The 302-nt window shown below is 66.6% G+C and carries 1 protein-coding gene; it reads right to left on the bottom strand.

Annotation, left to right across the window (positions count from 1 at the left end; genetic code table 11):
* Positions 1 to 302 (bottom strand): beta-ketoacyl synthase N-terminal-like domain-containing protein (locus BIV23_RS17440; protein ID WP_281250158.1); only part of this gene is annotated, 302 nt, incomplete at both ends.

Genomic DNA, 302 nt, shown 5'->3' with positions numbered 1-302 from the left:
CCGGCGCGCTCCAGCGCCTCCCACGACGTCTCCAGCACCAGCCGCTGCTGCGGGTCCATCGACAGCGCCTCACGCGGCGAGATCCCGAAGAACGACGGATCAAAACCCTCCACACCCTCGACGAACCCACCCTCACGCGCATAACTCTTACCGACCGCCTCCGGATCCGGATCGAACAGATCCAGCCCCCGCCACCGCTCCGGCAGACCACCCACCGCATCCCCACCCGAGACCAACAACTCCCAAAAAGCCTCCGGCGTATCAATCCCACCGGGAAGACGGCACGCCATCGACACCACGGC

The organism is Streptomyces monashensis (assembly GCF_001866665.1).
Taxonomy (GTDB): domain Bacteria; phylum Actinomycetota; class Actinomycetes; order Streptomycetales; family Streptomycetaceae; genus Streptomyces; species Streptomyces monashensis.
Note: the sequence above shows the minus strand (reverse complement) of the source record. Positions and strands in the feature narration are given on the sequence as shown.